General features: G+C 69.7%; 12 protein-coding genes. 6 read left to right on the top strand and 6 right to left on the bottom strand.

The features are described 5' to 3' along the window. The first annotated feature begins 4 nt into the window (after window positions 1-4). Entirely contained in the window at window positions 5-901 is an 897-nt protein-coding gene (locus tag ACIQD6_RS05165) for a hypothetical protein (protein WP_401879491.1), read from the top strand. A 152-nt stretch (window positions 902-1,053) separates the two neighbouring features. Here ACIQD6_RS05165 and ACIQD6_RS05170 read toward each other — a convergent pair whose 3' ends face one another. Further along, entirely contained in the window at window positions 1,054-1,947 is an 894-nt protein-coding gene (locus tag ACIQD6_RS05170; protein ID WP_401879492.1) for a response regulator transcription factor, read from the bottom strand. 202 nt (window positions 1,948-2,149) lie between these two features. Here ACIQD6_RS05170 and ACIQD6_RS05175 point away from each other — a divergent pair, with 202 nt between their 5' ends. Together ACIQD6_RS05175 and ACIQD6_RS05180 are read left to right on the top strand one after the other, a co-directional pair. Continuing rightward, window positions 2,150-3,928, top strand: coding sequence for an AMP-binding protein (locus ACIQD6_RS05175; protein WP_401878250.1), 1,779 nt, complete (start codon window positions 2,150-2,152; stop codon window positions 3,926-3,928). Further along, window positions 3,925-5,550, top strand: coding sequence for an AMP-binding protein (locus ACIQD6_RS05180; RefSeq protein ID WP_401878253.1), 1,626 nt, complete (start codon window positions 3,925-3,927; stop codon window positions 5,548-5,550). The genes ACIQD6_RS05175 and ACIQD6_RS05180 overlap by 4 nt, the downstream gene beginning before the upstream one ends. Window positions 5,551-5,616: 66 nt before the next feature. Here the strand turns inward: ACIQD6_RS05180 and ACIQD6_RS05185 are convergent, their stop codons facing one another. Continuing rightward, the gene (locus ACIQD6_RS05185) at window positions 5,617-6,465 is read right to left on the bottom strand and encodes a hypothetical protein (RefSeq protein WP_401878256.1); all 849 of its coding nucleotides are present in this window, start codon (window positions 6,463-6,465) and stop codon (window positions 5,617-5,619) included. A gap of 300 nt (window positions 6,466-6,765) precedes the next feature. Between ACIQD6_RS05185 and gcl the strand changes: the two genes are divergently transcribed. Both gcl and ACIQD6_RS05195 read left to right on the top strand, forming a co-directional pair. Then, window positions 6,766-8,547: a glyoxylate carboligase gene (gene gcl / locus ACIQD6_RS05190; protein ID WP_401878258.1), complete on the top strand. Its 1,782-nt coding sequence runs from the start codon at window positions 6,766-6,768 to the stop codon at window positions 8,545-8,547. Between the two features lie 165 nt (window positions 8,548-8,712). After that, window positions 8,713-9,528, top strand: coding sequence for an intradiol ring-cleavage dioxygenase (locus tag ACIQD6_RS05195; RefSeq protein ID WP_401878259.1), 816 nt, complete (start codon window positions 8,713-8,715; stop codon window positions 9,526-9,528). 253 nt (window positions 9,529-9,781) lie between these two features. Here ACIQD6_RS05195 and ACIQD6_RS05200 read toward each other — a convergent pair whose 3' ends face one another. The 4 genes from ACIQD6_RS05200 to ACIQD6_RS05215 form a co-directional block, all read right to left on the bottom strand. Continuing rightward, on the bottom strand, window positions 9,782-10,606 hold the full coding sequence (locus tag ACIQD6_RS05200; protein WP_401878262.1) for a TIM barrel protein: 825 nt from the start codon (window positions 10,604-10,606) through the stop codon (window positions 9,782-9,784). 358 nt (window positions 10,607-10,964) lie between these two features. Continuing rightward, window positions 10,965-11,972 (bottom strand): 1-aminocyclopropane-1-carboxylate deaminase, encoded by a 1,008-nt coding sequence (locus ACIQD6_RS05205; RefSeq protein ID WP_401878265.1) that lies wholly within the window; start codon window positions 11,970-11,972, stop codon window positions 10,965-10,967. Between the two features lie 90 nt (window positions 11,973-12,062). After that, on the bottom strand, window positions 12,063-12,776 hold the full coding sequence (locus ACIQD6_RS05210) for a GntR family transcriptional regulator (RefSeq protein WP_401878268.1): 714 nt from the start codon (window positions 12,774-12,776) through the stop codon (window positions 12,063-12,065). Window positions 12,777-13,019: 243 nt separating this feature from the next. Further along, on the bottom strand, window positions 13,020-13,943 hold the full coding sequence (locus tag ACIQD6_RS05215) for a helix-turn-helix domain-containing protein (RefSeq protein ID WP_401878270.1): 924 nt from the start codon (window positions 13,941-13,943) through the stop codon (window positions 13,020-13,022). Between the two features lie 117 nt (window positions 13,944-14,060). On the opposite strand from ACIQD6_RS05215, the gene ACIQD6_RS05220 reads away from it, so the two are divergent. Next, window positions 14,061-15,104, top strand: a complete 1,044-nt coding sequence (locus ACIQD6_RS05220; RefSeq protein ID WP_401878273.1) for an NAD(P)-dependent alcohol dehydrogenase — start codon at window positions 14,061-14,063, stop codon at window positions 15,102-15,104. Window positions 15,105-15,146: the final 42 nt, after the last annotated feature.

Below are 15,146 nucleotides of genomic sequence, written 5' to 3' on the forward strand. Positions count from 1 at the left end.
CCGCATGACCCGTGGCTCCCGTACGACCCGTGGCTTCCGTCGTTCCCAAGTCTCCCGCGCCGCAGGTCTGTTCACGGGTTCCCTGCTGGCCGGTGTGCTGCTCCTCGGCACAGCGGGCAGCGCCCTGGCCGACGAGTCCCCGACGCCCTCCGCCGGCGCCTCGGACGATTCCGACGGCGCCGAGGCACCGACCGAGGCGGGCACGTCCTTCCGTACCGCCACCGCGTTCCGGCCGGACCAGCGGGCCACGGCCGACGCCTCCACGGGCGACTACCTGTACTGGGTGCTCCCGGTGGACGCGGGACAGCGCGCCACCGTGACCGCCAAGGTCTCGCTCCCCGAGTCCGCCGCCGCAAGGAAGGGCGCGGCGACCTGGCAGGTCGACGTCTACGACGGTCTGCGCCGCCGCCAGCCGTGCGTGCACGGCGCCCAGACCCGGGCGCTCGCGGCCGACGCCCGCGAGGTGGAACTGCGGTGCACGCTGCGTACGGTACGGGCCTGGGCCGAGCCGTGGTCCGACGATCCGCTGCCGGGCAGCTACTACGTTCGCCTCACCGTCGTGAACGCGCAGGAGGAGGACCTCGGTCTGCCGGTGCGTACGGAGATCGAGGCGTCCGTCGCCGATGAGGGCGGGGCCGCCGCGGTCGACGGGCGGCTGGCCGTCCCGTTGACTCCGGGCCGTACCACCGTCTCGCAGAGCGACAGCGACAACGACAGCGGCGACAGCAGCGGCGCCGGATCGAGCGACGGAGCGCGACTGGCCGCGTCCGGTGTCGAACCGGAGGACGGCTGGTCCTCCGGCCGGTGGACGGACCGCTGGCTCTGGACCGTGGCCGGCGGAGTGCTCGGCGCGCTCGCGGGCATCGCCGGCTACACCCTGGCGCGTCCCGCCCGCCGGTGAGATCCCGCTGATGACGTAGGCAACAACGGCGTGCGCGAGCGGGCGGCGGCGGCCCGGGACAACCCGGGCCGCCGCCGTCCGGGAGACCGGCCCGTCCGGGAGACCGGCCCGTCCGGGAGACCGGCCCGTCCGGGAGACCGGACCCGCCCGGGTTACGGAAGCACCCCCGCCCGCCGGGCCGCCACCACCGCCTCCAGGCGGGTGTGTGTGCCCAGTTTGCGCATCGCCGAGCGCAGATAGCCCTTCACCGTCTCCGGCCGCAAGCCCAGCAGTTCGGCCGCCGTCGCGTTGGTCGAGCCCGACGCGACACACGCCAGGACATCCACCTCGCGTGGCGCGAGCGCCACCGGCACCCGGCGCGACGGGGCACCGACCGCGCCCGCCGCGTCGACCGCCCCCACCGCGCCCGCCAAGCGGCCGCAGACGGCCAGCAGTTCGCCGCGCAGTTCCGCGTCCACGAGCTTCGGCGCCAGTGCCCGCAGCTCACCGTGGGCCGCGCGGACCTCCTCCCAGGCACCGGGGCCCGCCGCCGGATCGCGGGGCATCGACTCGCGGGTCACCGTGAGCAGGCGCCGCACCTCGTCCCGAACGAGCAGGGCCTGTTCCACGTCCCGTGCGGCGGCGACCGCCGCGTCGAAGGTCCGCTCGCCGACCGGCAGCGCACTGCGCAGCGCCCCGTACAGCACCCCGCGCACCTTGCGCCGGACGACCACGGGCACCGCGAGCACCGAGCGCAGGCCTTCCGCCGCCACCGCCGCGTCGTACTCATGGCTGATGTGCCGCGCCTCCCGGTAGTCGGTCACCGCGCATGGCCGGGCCAGGGCGATGGACTTGCCGCCCAGGCCGTTGCCGGAGATGACCGCGAGTTCGCGCAGTGCCCCCGTGGACGTGCCGTTCAGCTCGGCGATACGCAGCTGTCCCACATCGTCACGTACCTGTCCCACGTCGTCACGCAGCAGCCCGCCGAACGCCACGGGCAGCCCGGTCGTACGGCGCAGCCGCAGCAGCGCCGACCGCATTTCCACCGCCTCGACCGCTTCGCCCACGTTCTCCGCCTCTCGCCATGTCCCGACGTCCGATGTCCCGATGTCCCGATGTCCGGTTCCGGTGGCGTCCGGCAGCCACCCCCGTCCGGGGGTGGTGAGACGCACGTCACTGATTACACGATGTTAGTGAACGGTCCCGCAATGAGGAGGACATATGACGTCAAGCGCGGCACGACCGACGGGAGCGACAGGAGTGACGGGAATGCGGGGAGCGACGCGTGGTGCGGGCGATGCGGGCGGCCCGAGCGATGCGACCCGACCGACCGAGCAGTTCCGGGCGGCCCGGGACTTCCTCCTGGCGCACCGGGAGGACTACGAGACGGCGTACGAGGGCTTCGCCTGGCCGCGTCCCGAGCGTTTCAACTGGGCCCTGGACTGGTTCGACCGGATCGCGGACGGCAACGACCGCGTCGCGCTGCACATCGTCGAGGAGGACGGCAGCCGTACGCTCCGGACCTTCGCCGAGATGTCCGCCCGCTCCAACCAGGCCGCGAACTGGCTGCGTGAGCAGGGGGTCCGGGCGGAGGACCGGATCGTCGTCATGCTCGGCAACCAGGTCGAGCTGTGGGAGACCGCGCTCGCCGCGATGAAGCTGCGGGCCGTCGTCATCCCCGCGACGCCGCTTCTCGGCCAGGCCGATCTGCGGGACCGTATCGAACGAGGCCGCGCCGGACATGTGATCGTCCGCTCCGAGGACACCGTCAAGTTCGCCGACATCCAGGGCGGCTTCACCCGGATCGTGGTGGGCGGGGAATCCGGCGCGAGCGGCACCGGCGGTGCTTCCGACAGCACCGACGCTGCTTCCGGCCGCGCCGCTCCCGGCTGGCGGCCGTACCAGAGCGCCTACGAGCGGCCCGCGACCTTCGAGCCCGACGGCGTCACCCACGCGGACGATCCGCTGATGCTGTACTTCACCTCCGGCACGACCGCCCGGCCCAAGCTGGTCGAGCACACCCACGGTTCGTATCCGATCGGCCATCTCGCGACGATGTACTGGATCGGGCTCAGGCCGGGCGATGTCCATCTGAACATCGCCTCACCCGGTTGGGCCAAGCACGCCTGGTCGAATCTCTTCGCTCCGTGGAACGCCGAGGCGACCGTCTTCATCCACAACTACACCCGCTTCGACCCGGTACGCCTGATGGCCGAGATGGACCGTTCCGAGGTCACCAGCTTCTGCGCCCCGCCCACCGTGTGGCGGATGCTCATCCAGGCCGATCTGTCCCAGCTGCGCACCCCGCCGCGCGAGGCCGTCGCGGCGGGCGAACCGCTCAACCCCGAGGTGATCGAGACGGTCCGCCGCGCCTGGGGCGTGACGATCAGGGACGGCTTCGGCCAGACCGAGACCGCCGTCCAGGTCGCCAACTCGCCCGGCCAGCTGGTCAAGACCGGATCGATGGGCCGGCCGACCCCCGGCTTCAAGGTCGAACTGCTCGACCCGGTCACGGGTGCCCCCGGTGCCGACGAGGGCGAGATCGCGCTCGACCTCGCCGCGCGTCCGGTCGGCCTGATGACCGGCTACCACGGCGACCCGGACCGGACCGCCGAGGCGATGGCGGGCGGCTACTACCGGACCGGTGACATCGGCACGCGCGATGCCGACGGCTACATCACCTATGTCGGCCGGTCCGACGATGTCTTCAAGGCGTCCGACTACAAGATTTCCCCGTTCGAGCTGGAGAGCGCGCTCCTGGAACACGAAGCGGTCGCCGAGGCCGCCGTCGTCCCCGCGCCCGACCCGCTGCGGCTGGCCGTGCCCAAGGCGTACATCGTCCTCGCCGAGGGCTGGGAGCCGGGCCCGGACACGGCGAAGGTGCTCTTCGCCCACTCGCGCGCGGTCCTCGCGCCGTACAAGCGCGTCCGCCGCCTGGAGTTCGCCGAACTGCCCAAGACCGTGTCCGGGAAGATCCGCAGGATCGAGCTGCGTGAGCGGACGGCCGGGGGATCGGACGCCGAGTACGACGAAGGGGATCTGCGATGACGACCGACAGCCGGCCAGTGGCCAACTCGTATACGCACGGCACCGGTACGACCCCGCTGCTCGGTGACACCATCGGCGCCAACCTCGACCGGGTGATCGGCCGGTTCTCCGACCGGGAGGCGCTGGTCGACGTACCGTCCGGGCGGCGCTGGACGTACGGAGAGTTCGGCACGGCGGTCGGCGAACTGGCGCGGGCACTGCTCGGGCGCGGGGTGGCGAAGGGCGACCGGGTCGGGATCTGGGCCGTCAACTGCCCCGAGTGGGTACTGACGCAGTACGCCACGGCCCGCATCGGCGCCATCTTGGTGAACATCAACCCGGCTTACCGCGCCCATGAGTTGGAGTTCGTGCTCAACCAGTCCGGGATCTCCGTACTGATAGCCTCCGTCGCCCATCGGACCAGCGACTACCGCACCCTGGTCGAGCAGGTGCGCGGGTCCTGTCCCGAACTGCGTTCCGTCCACTACATCGGTGATCAGACCTGGGACGAACTGCTCAGCTTCGCAAGCAGAGTGACGGTCGATCAACTCCTGTCGCGTGAGGCCGAGTTGTCCTGCGACGACCCGATCAACATCCAGTACACGTCGGGCACCACCGGCTTCCCCAAGGGCGCCACCCTCTCCCACCACAACATTCTCAACAACGGCTATTTCGTGGGAGAGACCGTTGGTTACACGGAGCGGGACCGGGTGTGCCTGCCCGTTCCCTTCTACCACTGCTTCGGCATGGTGATGGGCAACCTCGGAGCCCTGTCGCACGGCGCCTGTGTGGTCGTCCCGGGGCCGTCGTTCGAGCCAGGGAAAACACTGGAAGCGGTCCAGCGGGAGCGCTGCACCTCGCTCTACGGCGTCCCGACGATGTTCATCGCGGAGCTGAACCTCCCGGGCTTCGCCTCCTACGACCTCTCCTCGTTGCGCACCGGGATCATGGCGGGCTCGCCCTGCCCGGTGGAGGTGATGAAGCGTGTCGTCACCGAGATGAACATGGCCGAGGTGTCCATCTGTTACGGCATGACCGAGACCTCGCCGGTCTCCCTCCAGACGCGGCGCGACGACGATCTCGAACGCCGTACGGGCACGGTCGGCCGGGCGCTGCCGCATGTCGAGGTCAAGGTGATCGACCCGGTGAGCGGGGTGACACTGCCGCGCGGCGAGGCGGGCGAACTGTGCACACGCGGCTACAGCGTGATGCTCGGCTACTGGAACGCGCCGGAGCGCACCGCCGAGGTCATCGACGCGGGCCGCTGGATGCACACCGGCGACCTCGCGGTGATACGGGAGGACGGCTACGCCCAGATCGTCGGCCGTATCAAGGACATGATCATCAGAGGCGGCGAGAACGTCTATCCACGGGAGATCGAGGAGTTCCTGTACGGCCACCCGAAGATCGCGGACGTGCAGGTGGTCGGCGTACCGGACGAGAAGTACGGCGAGGAGATCCTGGCCTGTGTGGTCCCGCGCGACCCGGCGGATCCGCCGTCGCAGGACGACATCGTGGCGTACTGCCGGGAGCGGCTCGCGCACTACAAGATCCCGCGCAGGGTGGAGCTCGTGGACGCGTTCCCGATGACGGTGAGCGGGAAGGTCAGGAAGATCGAGCTGAGGGAACGGTTCTCCGGGTAGGTGAGTTCGGGGTCGGTGCCAGATCCTGTCCCCGGTCCCGTCCCCCTCCCCGTCCCGCCCCGTGTCCTACGCGCCGGCCGAGACCAGTTCGTCCGCCGGGCCGTTGACGGGCCGGGGCGCACCCGTGAGATCCATGACGAAGAGCGGGAGGCCGAGGTCGTCGGCGCGGGCGCGCGCGTCGTCGGCGTACCCCGCCAGCGAGAAGTAGACGCTCACCACCGACGCGGTCAGCCCGTTGAGCCAGAGACACTCGACGGAGCGTACGGAGGCCGGGGCGGCGGCCGGGTCGACCTGGGCGACCACACCGGGGCCGCGCAGATCGATGCCGGAGGCCGGCTGGTCCTCGGCCCGGACGACGCTCTCGAAGCCCAGCCAGCGCAGATACAGCGCGGCGGCCGTCACCGCGTCATGCGGTGTACGGATGGTCAGCGGGCGGAACGACGGGCGCGGTGACGCCGCCGTCCGGGGCAACGGGATGTGCGTGGGCGGTCCGGCCGCAGGCGGCCCGGTGTCCGGGCCCGAGGTCCTGCCCGATGTCATGTCGGGGCCCGCTCCCGCGTCCGCTTCGGAGTCCACGCCGACATCCAGTTCCAGGTCCATGTCCGCGTCGAGGCCGACGCGCGTCTCCGGGGCCGGGGGCTCAACCGCCGGGCTCACCGGCCGTACCGGAATCCGCAGCAACGAGCCGCACGCGCAGCCCAGCTCCGGCTGCGGCCACTGGTCCTGCCGGCCGCACGCCGTACAGCGGATCCGTACCCAGTCGTCGTCCCAGGTGCGGTGCGTGACCGGTTCCACCGGTACGTCCGTGAGCAGTGGCGGTGCGACCGGCGCCCCGCACACGCAGGGATAGACCGACGCCATGAAGGCGTGACGGCTACCGCAGGACGGGCAGTGCACGGAGACGCTCTCTCCCATCACGACCCCCTTCGTTCCTTCGGGCCTTTTCGGCCTCGCTGATCTCTTCGACCGCGCTCCGTTGCGCTCCGTGCCCCATCGTCCACCAAGGGCGAGGCCATGGGGAGGGGCCTGGGTTCATCCCTTGACGCTCGCTCGACCCACGCCTAGATTGATTCCGTATTACAGAAACGATATTCCGTATGTCGGAATATCGGCAGGGGGGCTGCTGGGAACCGACTCTCAGGTGGCGCGACAGAGTCCGGCACCACAGCGTCCGTATCCTCCGCATTCGCCGGCTGAACTGAAGCAGGAGCACTCATGCCTCGAATGACCGCCGCCCGCGCGGCTGTTGAGATCCTCAAGCGTGAGGGCGTGTCGCACGCGTTCGGCGTGCCGGGCGCCGCGATCAACCCCTTCTATGCGGCCCTCAAGGCGTCCGGCGGGATTGAGCACACGCTGGCCCGCCATGTCGAGGGCGCCTCGCACATGGCCGAGGGATATACCCGTACCCACCCCGGCAACATCGGGGTCTGTGTCGGTACGTCGGGGCCCGCGGGCACCGACATGATCACCGGCCTGTACTCCGCGATCGGTGACTCGATCCCGATCCTGTGCATCACCGGCCAGGCGCCGACCGCGGTGCTCCACAAGGAGGACTTCCAGGCCGTCGACATCGCCTCGATCGCGCGGCCCGTCACCAAGGCCGCGACGACCGTGCTGGAGGCCGCGCAGGTCCCCGGCGTCGTCCAGCAGGCCTTCCACCTGATGCGCTCGGGCAGGCCGGGACCGGTCCTCGTCGACCTGCCCGTCGACGTCCAGCTGACCGAGATCGAGTTCGACCCGGAGACGTACGAGCCGCTGCCCGTCCACAAGCCGGTCGCGAGCCGCGCGCAGATCGAGAAGGCGATCACGCTCCTCAACGCCTCCGAGCGCCCCCTGATCGTCGCCGGTGGCGGCGTCATCAACGCCGACGCCTCCGAACTGCTCGTGGAATTCGCCGAGTTGACCGGGATTCCGGTCATCCCGACCCTGATGGGCTGGGGCGCCATCGCCGACGACCACGAGCTGAACGCCGGCATGGTCGGCCTCCAGACCTCGCACCGCTACGGCAACGCGACTTTCCTGGAGTCGGACTTCGTCCTCGGCATCGGGAACCGCTGGGCGAACCGCCACACGGGGAACCTGGAGACGTACACCAAGGGCCGGAAGTTCGTCCACGTCGACATCGAGCCGACGCAGCTCGGCAAGATCTTCCCCCCTGACTACGGGATCGCCTCCGACGCCAAGGCGGCACTGGAGCTGTTCGTCGAGATCGCGGGTGAACTGAAGGCGGCGGGCGGGCTCCCGGACCGCGGCGCGTGGGCCTCCTCGGCCCGGGACCGCAAGTCCAGGCTCCAGCGCCGTACACACTTCGACGACGTGCCGATCAAGCCGCAGCGCGTGTACGAGGAGATGAACCGCGCCTTCGGTCCCGAGACCCGGTACGTCACCACCATCGGCCTCTCCCAGATCGCCGGCGCGCAGCTGCTGCACGTCTACCGGCCGCGCCACTGGATCAACTGCGGCCAGGCGGGACCGCTCGGCTGGACCATCCCCGCCGCGCTCGGTGTCGCCACCGCCGACCCCGGCGCCACGGTCGTCGCCCTCTCCGGCGACTACGACTTCCAGTTCATGCTGGAGGAGCTGGCGGTCGGCGCACAGCACAGGATTCCGTACGTCCATGTCCTGGTGAACAACGCGTACTTGGGCCTGATCCGCCAGGCGCAGCGCAACCTCGACATCAACTTCCAGGTCAATCTCGAATTCGAGAACATCAACACCCCCGAGATCGGCGTCTACGGCGTGGACCATGTCAAGGTCGCCGAGGGGCTCGGCTGCAAGGCGGTCCGGGTCACCCGCCCGGAGGATCTGCTCCCCGCCTTCGAGGAGGCGAAGAAACTCGCCGCCGAGCACCGCGTCCCGGTGATCGTGGAGGCGATCCTCGAACGGGTCACGAACATCTCGATGGGCGTCGACATCGCCGCCATCAACGAGTTCGAGGACCTGGCGACCGAGCCGGGCCACGCTCCGACCTCGATCCTCCCGCTCGACGTCTCCTGAGGCTCGGGGCGTCCCGCCCCGGGACCGGTGCGGGACGGGGACATGCTCACACTCCAACTCCCCTACAAAATAGGGGAGTTGGGGTGTGAGGCTTTACTGTTTCCTTATCGCGCACACAGTCTACTGTCATGTCCATCACAGGCTTTGAGGCCAGCCTCGCCCGTCATGACAGAAGAGAACGCAACGCCCACACCCCCCACTCCCTTCCGTGCTCCCACCACCCGGCGCGCTGTCGTCGTCGGTGGGGCAGCCCTCGCCGCGACCGGAGCCTTCGCCGCCGCCGGACTCTCATCGTCCGCCCACGGGACGGCGGGTGACGGTCCGGTCGAAACGGCCGACACCGTCGGCGTGGCAGCCGCCGCCGTGTGCTCGCTCAACGCCCGGGTGACCGAGGGCCCGTACTCGCTCGAAGGCGCACTGGTGCGTGTCGACAACCGCGAGGACAAGGCGGGCGTCGAGGTCCGCTACAAGCTCACCGTGGTCGACACCGCCAAGGGCTGCGCACCGCTCGCGGGCGCGCTGGTGGAGATCTGGCACTGTGACTCGCTCGGCGAGTACTCCGGGTTCGTCGGCAACAACGGCCACCCGGGCGCGGACAACGGCACCTTCCTGCGCGGCGGTCAGCTCACCGGCAGCAACGGCGTGGTGAATCTCGTCTCCATCTGGCCCGGTCACTACCGGGGGCGTGCCGTCCACACGCATCTGCGCGTCCACACCGATGTCACACTCACCGGGGACACGTACACCGGCGGCGAGATCGTGCACACCGGGCAGCTCTTCTACGACCCCGCGATCAACGCCACGATCCAGGCGTCGTCCCCGTACAAGGCCAACACCACCAGGGAGACACACCTCGACGACGACTCCATCTACGACGGCGCGGGAGCGACCTCGGGGCTGCTGACGCTGACCCCGCTCGGCTCCACGCCGTCGGCCGGCTATACCGCCACCCTCACGATGGGGGTGGATTCGACGGCCTGAGGCCGGGTGGGACCCGCACACACGTCAACGGCCCGGCGCCCGTCAACGGTCCGGGGCTCAACGGCCCGGCGCTCGTCAACGGCCCGGTGCACGCCGGCGGTCGGGTGAGATGGAGAACGGCTCGTCGGGATCCGAGTGAGGGGATCCGGGCGGCGGCAGTGCCGGGGCGCGACCTGACAGGTGTCGGCGCTGCCACCGCCCGGGGTTCAAGGGGCCCGGGTCCAGACGGACCGGGGCGTGTGCCGTGCAGTGGTCAGTTGGGAAGCCAGCCGAAGGACTCGGCGCTCGGGCGGTCGCCCGGCTTGTACTCCAGGCCGACCCAGCCGTCGTAACCGGTTTCGCGCAGTCGGCCCAGCAGGTCCTCCAGCGGCAGCGATCCGGTGCCCGGCGCGCCACGGCCCGGGTTGTCCGCGATCTGCACGTGGCCGGTCCTGTCGGCGTACCGGTCGATGACCTCGTTCAGGTCCTCGCCGTCGTTCATCGACAGGTGGTAGAGGTCGAGCAGGAACGCCGTATTGCCCAGCCCCGTGGCCGCGTTGACCCGGTCCACGACCTCGATCGCAGACTCGGCGCTCACCAGCGGGTAGCGCGGGGACTCGGGCTTGTTGAGCGCCTCGATCAGCAGGGTCGCCCCGACGCGGTCGGCCGCGCGGGCCGCCGTGACCAGGTTCTCCAGGGCGAGGGCGTCCTGGGCCTGCGCCTCGACCCCCTCGACGCGGTTGCCGTAGAGCGCGTTGAGCGCCGTACATCCCACGGAGGCGGCGAAATCCGCCGCGACCTCGACGTTGGCGCGGAACCGCTCGGACTCCTCGCCGGGTACGGAGAGTGCGCCACGGTCGGGCCCCGGCAGCTGCCCGGCGTAGAAGTTCAGCCCCACCAGCCGGGTGCCCGCGCCGTCGAGCGCCTTCTTGAGGGCGTCGAGTTCGGCCTGTGGCGGGGTGGGGTTGTCGGGCCAGGGCCACCACAGCTCCACAGCGGTGAAGCCCGCCGCGGCGGCGGCCGCGGGGCGCTCCAGCAGCGGGAGTTCGGTGAAGAGGATGGACAGGTTCACATCGAAGCGCGAGTGACCGATGAGCATGGGGCCAGGCACTCCTTCCGTACGAGGCATGGGGCTACGGCCCTCTGCGTACACCATTGTATTTCGTATTGCGGAAGTGACTTTCTGCTTGATGGAAGACTGCCGCGAGGCTCCTGGCCTGTCAAGTAGCGGTTCCCGGAATGTCTCGCCGCCGCGCGGGGCAGGACGCGGACAAACGGTCCGGGTGGAGGGCGGCCCCGGCCCTCGTGAGGACGGCACGTGCGACGCCGAGTGGCAGCGGCTGTTCCGCGAGGGAACGGACCTGGCGGAACAGACCGCTGACCAGCCCCTCGGCCGGATCTGCCGCTACCGCTCGCACGTCTCCGAACCAGCGGCGGGGCCTCCTGTGCGGGGCCTTCTAGCTGAAGACGCCGCTGTAGGCGTTCAGAGCCGGCTGGCCGCCCAGGTGTGCGTAGAGCACGTTCGAGTCCTTGCCTATCTCGCCCGTACGCACGAGGTCGATGAGCCCGGCCATGGACTTGCCCTCGTACACCGGGTCGATGATCATGCCCTCCAACCGGCCGGTGAGCCGCATCGCGTCCAGCGTCGACTGCACGGGGATGCCGTAGTAGTCGCCGGCCCACCCCTCCAGCACGCTGATCTCGTCGTCGCGCAGCTCACGCCCGAGGCCGATCAGGTCGGCGGTGTGCCGGGCGATACGTTCGACCTGGTCGCGGGTCTCCTGGAGCTTGGCCGACGCGTCGATGCCGATCACCCGTCGCGGCCGGTCCTGTCCGGCGAACCCGGCGATCATTCCGGCGTGCGTGGAGCCCGTGACGCTGCAGACGACGATCGTGTCGAAGAAGACGCCGAGTTCGGCTTCCTGGCGCTCCACTTCGTACGCCCAGTTCGCGAACCCCAGGCCGCCCAGCCGGTGTTCCGAGGCGCCGGCCGGGATCGCGTAGGGCGTGCCGCCCTCGGCGCGTACGTCGTCGATCGCCTGCTGCCACGAGTCCTTGATCTCGATGCCGAACCCGGCCGAGTCGAGCCGGACGTCGGCGCCCATGATGCGGGACAGGAGGATGTTGCCCACCTTGTCGTTCACCGAGTCGGGCCAGTCGACCCACTTCTCCTGTACGAGGCGGGCCTTGAGGCCGAGGTGAGCGGCGACGGCGGCCACCTGGCGGGTGTGATTCGACTGGTAGCCGCCGATCGATACCAGGGTGTCCGCGCCCTGGGCCAGCACGTCGGGGACGATGTATTCGAGCTTGCGCGTCTTGTTGCCGCCGTACGCGAGCCCGGAGTTGCAGTCCTCGCGCTTCGCCCAGATCTGAGCGCCGCCGAGGTGCTCGGTCAGGCGCTTCAACTGGTGTACCGGGCTGGGGCCGAAGAGCAACGGGTAGCGTTCGAAATCCTCGATGGCCATGGTGGAGTCCTTTCCTCGGTTCTCGGTCTCTGCTTCTCTGTGTTCTCTTCTGGTGTTGTCCGGCCGTGCGGGAGTTGGGAAGAGGGTGGCTCAGCGGGAGCGCATCAGGCCGTGGCCGCCGGAGACGACCGGCGTGGGGTGCTCCGCCGGGTGGCCCGTGGGGTGTTCGTCGGCGAGGGTCATCCAGGTCGTGTGAGCGACGGTCGCCGCGGTGTCGGCGTCACCCGCCGCGCAGGCGTCGATCATCCGGTCGTGCAGCGCGACGGACTCCAGGCCGGCCTCGGAGGAGAAGCGGACGCGCTCGACGCGTCGCAGCAGGGGCGAGTACTGGTCCAGGACTTCCGAGACGATGGTGTTCGACGCGGCCGTCACGCACACCTGGTGCAGGGCGTCGTCGGCCGCCAGCGCGGCGCTGACATCACCGCGCCGCAGGGCGGCGGCGAACGCCTCGTTCTCCTTCCGCATGGCCGCGACATGGTCCGCGCCGAGCAGCGGAGTAGCGAGCCGTACGGCGAGTTCGTGCATCGTCGCGACCACCGGCTGGGCGTCCTGGACGACCGCGGCCTCCAGCGCGCTCACAGTGGTGGACTGGCCGGGCCTGGTCACCACCAGCCCGCAGCGCTCCAGCCGCATCAGCGCCTCGCGGATGGGAGTGCGGCTCACGCCGATCCACCGCTGGAGCTCGGCCTCGCGCAGCTGCTCCTCGGGTTTGAGCGTTCCGTCGACGATGGCGTCCCGGAGAACGATGAAGGCGCGATCCCGGAGAAGAACTCGGGCAGCGAGGGGTGTAGTAGGCACCGGCATGCAATATATTGCATGCTGCTCCAAGCCTCCTGTCAACCCTCACCCACCGGCTGTCAGCCTCCGGCCACCGGCTGTCAACCTTCGCCCTTCCCTCCCAGGATTCGGGGGGAGGGGGGCGAGAATGCGGGCGGGGCAGAGGCCTCTTGGGGCAGAGGCCTCTTGGGACAGAGGTGTCTTGGGACAGAGGTGTCTTGAGGCCGTGGCGCCTTGGGGCCGTGGCGCCTTGCGGTAATGCGGCGACGGTCAGGGGCGTGGTGTCCGACTGTCGGCCCGGACCGCGTCCGTGCCCCAGCTCGCGAGGAGACGCAGAGCCTCCGCCGACGCGGAGCCCGGCTCCGCGTGGTACACGCACAGGAACTGTTCGTGGTTGTCCGCGAGATGCATCGTCTCGTACGCCAGAGTGAGGTCGCCGACCAGCGGATGCCGCATCCGCTTCACCCCGTGGCCCTTCTCCTTCACGTCGTGCGTGGCCCACAGCAGCCTGAACTTCTCGCTCTTGACGGAGAGTTCACCCACGAGTGCGGACAGGTCCGGGTCCTGTGGGTGCTGGCCCGCGTACAGCCGCAGATAGCTGACCATGTCGGACGCCTTGGAGTCCCAGTCCAGGAACAGCTCACGGTAGTCGGGGGAGAGGAAGGTCAGCCGCGCCCAGTTGCGTTCCGCGGGCGGCAGTTTGCCCCAGTCGCCGAACAGCGCCGCCGCCATTCGGTTCCAGGCGAGGATGTCCGAGCGCGCCCCGCCGATGTACGCGGGTACGCCCTCCATCGACTCGAGCATCTGCTGGAGCGTCACCCGCACTTGTTGCCGCTTGGACGACCGGTACTTCCTCCGCTGCCGCTTCGGCTTGGCGAGCTGGGTGAGGTGTGCGTGCTCGGTGTCGGTCAGGTGCAGGGCGCGCGCGATCGAGTCGAGCACCTCCGCCGACACATTGCGCCCGTTGCCCTGCTCCAGGCGTGTGTAGTACGCCACAGAGACCCCGGCCAGCTGGGACAGCTCCTCGCGCCGCAGTCCCGGCACCCGCCTGTGCCGCCCATGCGAGGGGATACCCACGTCTTCCGGTTTGAGCCGAGCCCGCCGGGTGCGCAGGAATTCGCTGAGCTCGGCCCGGCGGTCCAGGCCCTCGGGGAGGGCCGCCTGTCCGTCGTCCGTGGCGGGGATGTCGTCCATACCCCCAAGTATTCCCGGTCGTACGACCGGGAGCCTGACCTCGTTGGTAGTAGGACCACTGAACGTACGCAAAGCGGTGACCTGGGTGATCGGGATGTGAGGAGGCAGCCTGGAGACATGACCACGACTGTTGCCGCATATGCCGTTCCCAGCGCCAAGGCCCCTCTGGAGCGCACCACGATCGAGCGCCGTACGGTCGGTGAGTTCGATGTTCTTATCGACATCAAGTTCGCCGGCATCTGCCACTCCGACATCCACCAGGCCCGCGAGGGCTGGGGCGAGGCCATCTTCCCGATGGTGCCCGGTCACGAGATCGCCGGCGTCGTCGCGGAGGTCGGCTCCGGTGTGACGAAGTTCAAGGCCGGCGACCGGGTCGGCGTCGGCTGCATGGTCGACTCCTGCCGCGAGTGCGAGAACTGCAAGGCCGGACGGGAGCAGCACTGCGTGGGCGGGAACGTCGGCACGTACAACGCCATCGGCCGTGACGGCGAGCCCACCTACGGCGGCTACTCACAGAAGGTCGTCGTCGACGAGAACTACACCGTCCGCATCCCGGACGGGCTGTCTCTGGACGTGGCCGCGCCGCTGCTCTGCGCCGGCATCACCACGTACTCCCCGCTCAAGCACTGGGGCGCGGCCCCCGGCAAGAAGGTCGCCGTGGTCGGCCTGGGCGGTCTCGGTCATATGGCCGTCAAGATCGCGCACGCCCTCGGCGCCGAGGTCACGGTCCTCTCCCAGTCGCTGAGGAAGAAGGACGACGGTCTGAAGCTGGGCGCCGAGCACTACTACGCCACCAGCGACCTGGCCACCTTCGAGAACCTGGCCGGCACCTTCGACATCATTCTCTCGACAGTGTCGGCGCCCCTGGACTTCGGCGCGTACCTGAGCCTGCTGAAGACGGGCGGCGCCCTGGTGAATGTCGGCGCCCCTGAAGAGCCCGTCGCCCTCAACCTGTTTTCCTTGATCGGCGGCAACAAGACCCTCGCCGGTTCGGCGATCGGCGGCATAGCCGAGACCCAGGAGATGCTCGACTTCTGTGCCGAGCACGACCTCGGTGCCGAGATCGAGCTGATCGAGGCGAGCGGGATCAATGAGGCGTACGAGCGTGTGCTCGCCTCCGATGTGCGCTACCGCTTCGTGATCGACACAGCGACGATCTGAGCCGGGAGGCTCTGCCAAGCGGGTGATGGCGCCTTCCCCGGA

The organism is Streptomyces sp. NPDC088400 (assembly GCF_044753355.1).
In the GTDB taxonomy this organism is placed as follows: domain Bacteria; phylum Actinomycetota; class Actinomycetes; order Streptomycetales; family Streptomycetaceae; genus Streptomyces.

Coding starts and splice junctions, on each gene's coding strand:
- ACIQD6_RS05165 (WP_401879491.1), top strand. CDS start 5: ATGACCCGTGGCTCCCGTACGACCCGTGGCTTCCGTCGTTCCCAAGTC.
- ACIQD6_RS05175 (WP_401878250.1), top strand. CDS start 2,150: ATGCGGGGAGCGACGCGTGGTGCGGGCGATGCGGGCGGCCCGAGCGAT.
- ACIQD6_RS05180 (WP_401878253.1), top strand. CDS start 3,925: ATGACGACCGACAGCCGGCCAGTGGCCAACTCGTATACGCACGGCACC.
- ACIQD6_RS05185 (WP_401878256.1), bottom strand. CDS start 6,465: ATGGGAGAGAGCGTCTCCGTGCACTGCCCGTCCTGCGGTAGCCGTCAC.
- gcl (WP_401878258.1), top strand. CDS start 6,766: ATGCCTCGAATGACCGCCGCCCGCGCGGCTGTTGAGATCCTCAAGCGT.
- ACIQD6_RS05195 (WP_401878259.1), top strand. CDS start 8,713: ATGACAGAAGAGAACGCAACGCCCACACCCCCCACTCCCTTCCGTGCT.
- ACIQD6_RS05200 (WP_401878262.1), bottom strand. CDS start 10,606: ATGCTCATCGGTCACTCGCGCTTCGATGTGAACCTGTCCATCCTCTTC.
- ACIQD6_RS05205 (WP_401878265.1), bottom strand. CDS start 11,972: ATGGCCATCGAGGATTTCGAACGCTACCCGTTGCTCTTCGGCCCCAGC.
- ACIQD6_RS05210 (WP_401878268.1), bottom strand. CDS start 12,776: ATGCCGGTGCCTACTACACCCCTCGCTGCCCGAGTTCTTCTCCGGGAT.
- ACIQD6_RS05215 (WP_401878270.1), bottom strand. CDS start 13,943: ATGGACGACATCCCCGCCACGGACGACGGACAGGCGGCCCTCCCCGAG.
- ACIQD6_RS05220 (WP_401878273.1), top strand. CDS start 14,061: ATGACCACGACTGTTGCCGCATATGCCGTTCCCAGCGCCAAGGCCCCT.